General features: G+C 69.4%; 6 protein-coding genes. 3 read left to right on the top strand and 3 right to left on the bottom strand.

Annotated elements, in window-relative coordinates:
- The coding region (locus AC1DU6_RS23645) for an acetyl-CoA C-acyltransferase (protein WP_477860025.1) at nt 1-732 on the top strand (732 nt) is incomplete at its 5' end.
- 49 nt (nt 733-781) lie between these two features.
- Here the strand turns inward: AC1DU6_RS23645 and AC1DU6_RS23640 are convergent.
- Nucleotides 782-1,114: a YXWGXW repeat-containing protein gene (locus tag AC1DU6_RS23640; protein ID WP_056193040.1), complete on the bottom strand. Its 333-nt coding sequence runs from the start codon at nt 1,112-1,114 to the stop codon at nt 782-784.
- A gap of 39 nt (nt 1,115-1,153) precedes the next feature.
- Nucleotides 1,154-1,330, bottom strand: a complete 177-nt coding sequence (locus AC1DU6_RS23635) for a hypothetical protein (protein ID WP_200955217.1) — start codon at nt 1,328-1,330, stop codon at nt 1,154-1,156.
- Nucleotides 1,331-1,463: 133 nt separating this feature from the next.
- On the opposite strand from AC1DU6_RS23635, the gene AC1DU6_RS23630 reads away from it, so the two are divergent.
- On the top strand, nt 1,464-1,922 hold the full coding sequence (locus tag AC1DU6_RS23630; protein ID WP_457322638.1) for a hypothetical protein: 459 nt from the start codon (nt 1,464-1,466) through the stop codon (nt 1,920-1,922).
- Between the two features lie 9 nt (nt 1,923-1,931).
- On the opposite strand, the gene AC1DU6_RS23625 is transcribed toward AC1DU6_RS23630, so the two are convergent.
- The gene (locus tag AC1DU6_RS23625) at nt 1,932-3,095 is read right to left on the bottom strand and encodes a YbfB/YjiJ family MFS transporter (RefSeq protein ID WP_457322637.1); all 1,164 of its coding nucleotides are present in this window, start codon (nt 3,093-3,095) and stop codon (nt 1,932-1,934) included.
- A gap of 79 nt (nt 3,096-3,174) precedes the next feature.
- Between AC1DU6_RS23625 and AC1DU6_RS23620 the strand changes: the two genes are divergently transcribed.
- The coding region (locus tag AC1DU6_RS23620; protein ID WP_477860022.1) for a zinc-dependent peptidase at nt 3,175-3,619 on the top strand (445 nt) is incomplete at its 3' end.

Genomic DNA, 3,619 nt, shown 5'->3' with positions numbered 1-3,619 from the left:
CTGGAGGGCTTCACGCGCGACGAGCTCGACGCCTACGCGGCGCGCTCCCATCAGCGTGCCACCGCGGCGCGTGCCGAAGGACACTTCTCGAGCGCGCTGGTGCCGGTACATGACGAAGCCGGCGCCCTGCTGCTGGCCGAGGACGAAACCATCCGCCCACAAACATCCATCGAGACGCTGGCGGCGCTGAACCCCAGCTTCATCAAGCTGGGCGCGAAGTTCGACGGCCTGGCATTGCGCAAATACCCGCAGGCGTCGGCGATCGAACACCGCCACCATGCCGGCAATTCGTCGGGCATCGTTGATGGCGCAGCCCTGGTGCTGGTGGGCTCCAAGGCCGGCGGCGAAGCGGCGGGAGTCAAGCCCCGCGCGCGCATCCGTGCGGCCGCCGTCGTCGGCAGCGAGCCGACCATCATGTTGACCGGCACGACACCAGCCTGTCAGAAGGCACTGCGCCAGGCCGGCATGCAGGCGTCCGATATCGACCTGTGGGAAATCAACGAGGCCTTCGCCGYGGTGCCGATGAAGACGGCGCGCGATCTGGGCCTGGACCTGGATCGCGTCAACGTGAACGGCGGTTCAATTGCGCTCGGCCACCCGTTGGGCGCAACCGGCGCCATGCTGCTGGGCACCTTGCTCGATGAGTTGGAGCGACGCGATCTCCAGACCGGCGCCGTGACGCTGTGCGTCGGCGGCGGCATGGGCATCGCCACCATCATCGAACGGGTCTAGGGCCTGTCTCCCGGCGGCAATGGGWCCCATTGCCGCCGGGAGACAGGCCCTACAGCCTGATCCAGCCGCCGGCACGCAAATGCCAGCGGCCACCGCGGCTCTCCCAGCGGTGAGGCTCATAGCGATAGCCGGCACGCGGGCGCTCGTAGTAGCCGGGCACCCAGTGGTGACGGCCGCCGTTCCAGCCCCAGTAGCCATTGACCCAGACTGCGCCCGTATAGGGCGTGACGGGCACGACCTCGGCATAGGGTGCGGGAGGCGGCGCGTCGACCACGATGGCCGAGCCACCGTCGTAGTAGCCGGCCCGGTGAGCAGGAACGACCACGCAGGCCGACAGCAGTGCAGATGAAGCCAGGGCGAACGCCAGAGTGAGTCGTTTCATCGGAATCTCCAGGCCGCCTCAGGGAGACGGCCCATTCGGTTACCTCGAGCCAGGCTGAACGTAGACGCTGCCGCGGTAGTAACCGCCGTCACGTTGGTGGCCGCCATCCCGGTAATAGCCGTCCCTGTGGTAGCCGCCGTGGCGGGCCGGCACGATGATGCAGCCCGACAACAGGGCGGTAGAAATCAGGGCAATGGCAAGGGCCAGTCGTTTCATGAGGATCTCCAGGCCACGAAATACGCGGCCGTGCCCCACTAACCGTCACGAGCGCGCGGCGGATGACGGCGTCACACAGAGTTACTCCGTGGCGGACTGTTGCTGCGGCTTCAGATAGCAGTCCATCCAGGCGATGAAACGCGCCTCGGTCGCGCTGCACCCTGGGCCGGCCCACCTCGTGTTCGTGCTGCACGGCGTGTTGGTCGGTGCCGAACATGCTGCGCAGGTTGCCGCTGCCGGCATCGCTGACAGCGGCCTTGATGTCACGGGATCACGAGGGAATCAGGAGGTCTGGCCCGCGGTATTCTGCGGCGCTTCACCCGAACCGACTTTCGACATGAAACGAATCTTCCTGACGCTGCTGCCGCTCGCACTGGCCGCCTGCGCTTCGACGACACCGCCCGCCCAAAGCGGCGCCCAGGCTGCGGCCGACAACGGCACCATCTGCGAGCGCGACTCACCCACCGGCAGCATGCTGCCCAAGACGCGCTGCACCACCGCCGCTGAACGCGAGGCGGCGCAGCGCAGCACCCAGGCCGTCAGCGAGGCCGTGCGCAACCAGCGCTCCGCCCCTCCCGGCAAGGGCAGCTGAGGCAAAGGCTCAGCGCGATTCCCGCAGCAGCGCGGCCAGGCAGGCCATGCCGGCCGCCATCACGGCTGCCGTCAGCCACAGCGCGACATCGAAGCCGCCGCCGGCCTCGACCATCCGACCGGTCAGCGCAGGCGCGCTGATCTGTGCCATGCCATAGCTCAGCGTCAGCCGGGCCATCGCCTTGCCTGGATTGGCGGGTGAATGCCGGCCAACCAGAGCCAGCGTCAGGCTGACGATACCGATGAAGGTCGCGCCATACAGCAGCGCGCCCGCCAACGCGGCCACCAGACCGCTGGCCAATATCGGCAGCAACACGGCGAAGATCTGCACGCCGAAAGCGATCAGCAGYGCGCCAACGTCGCCCGTGCGGCGCGCAATGCGATCCCAGACGAACACAGCCGGCGTCGCCGACAAGCCCACCAGCAGCCAGGCCCAAGGCCCCTGTCCGGCCAGCAGCGGCTGAGCCTCGACGATGGCGACAGTGAAGGTCGCGTTGACGACGAAGCCCCAGCCCGCGCAGAAATAGGCCGCCACCATCAGCGCCATCCAACGCCGGCTGGGTGCTGCATCGGACGCGGCTTTCGCGGCCGGCGGCGGCACCGGCGGGCGCCAGGCCCAGGCCGGGATCAGGAAGACCAGGCCGAGCAAGGCATAGCCCTGCCATTGCAGGGCCCAGTTCAGATTCCACTGCGTCATGCCCATCGCACCCAGGGCCGACACGACGATGCCCAGCCCCAGGCCGATGAAGTAGATGCCCAGCTCGGGCCGGCGCCCCGACCGGATCAACCAGCCCTGCACCAGGCCCGAGCCCAGCAGCATGCCGGCCGCGCCGCACAGGCCACCGACATAGCGCGACAACGCCCAGCCGCCGAAGCTCGTGCTCCAACCCATCAGCGCGGTGATGGCCAAAGCCGTCGGCAGGCCCCAGCTGTACAGGCGCTGGCGCCAGGTCGGGCTCTCGATCCAGGCCGCCAGCAGCGCGCCGCTCATATAGCCCGCGTAGTTGATGGCCGCCAGCAGCCCGCCGTCGGCGACGCCCAGGCCCGCCTGGGCCTGCATCTGCGGCAACAGCGGCGTGTAGGCGAAGCGCGCGAGGCCGATGGTCAGCACCAGCGCACAGATGCCACCCAGCAGCACCTGCCAGGCGCGCAGACGGAATTCGGGCTCGGCCATGGCCGCAGGTTAAGCGAGCCGGGCATACCCCAGGCACTGGGGGGCTTGCAAAGCGTGCGGCCGGGCCCAGTTGCCCAGCATGCCGCTGTTCATCTGCTTCTGCCTCGTCCTGCTCGCCGCCGCCGGTATCGCGATGTGGCCGCTGTGGGTGCGCCGCCGCCGCGAGCGCATCGCCAGCCGCCCCTTCCCGCAGTCGTGGCGGCGCCTGCTGCGCCGCCATGTGCCGCTGGTGTCCCGGCTGCCGGCGCGCCAGCAACTGCGCCTGAAAGGGTTGATGCAGGTCTTCCTCGCCGAGAAGCCCATCCTCGGCTGCCGTGGCCTGCGCGTGACGGACGAGATTCGCGTCACCGTCGCGGCCCTGGCCTGCCTGCCGCTGCTGGGTGCGGCGCGCGGCGTCTACCCGGAGCTGCGCCAGGTGCTGGTCTACCCCGGCGCCTTCGTCGTCGACCGGCCGGTGACCGAATCGGGCGGCGTGCTGTCAGACCAGCGCCGCGTGCTGGCCGGCGAGAGCTGGAGCCAGGGCC

It is taken from the genome of Roseateles sp. P5_B10, from assembly GCF_056400485.1.
The sequence above is the reverse complement of the archived record's forward strand: the minus strand, read 5'-3'. Positions and strand labels throughout refer to the sequence as shown.

Excerpts from the sequence above, each read along its gene's own strand:
- AC1DU6_RS23635 (WP_200955217.1), bottom strand. The coding sequence starts at position 1,330 with ATGAAACGACTGGCCCTTGCCATTGCCCTGATTTCTACCGCCCTGTTG.
- AC1DU6_RS23640 (WP_056193040.1), bottom strand. The coding sequence starts at position 1,114 with ATGAAACGACTCACTCTGGCGTTCGCCCTGGCTTCATCTGCACTGCTG.
- AC1DU6_RS23630 (WP_457322638.1), top strand. The coding sequence starts at position 1,464 with ATGAAACGCGCCTCGGTCGCGCTGCACCCTGGGCCGGCCCACCTCGTG.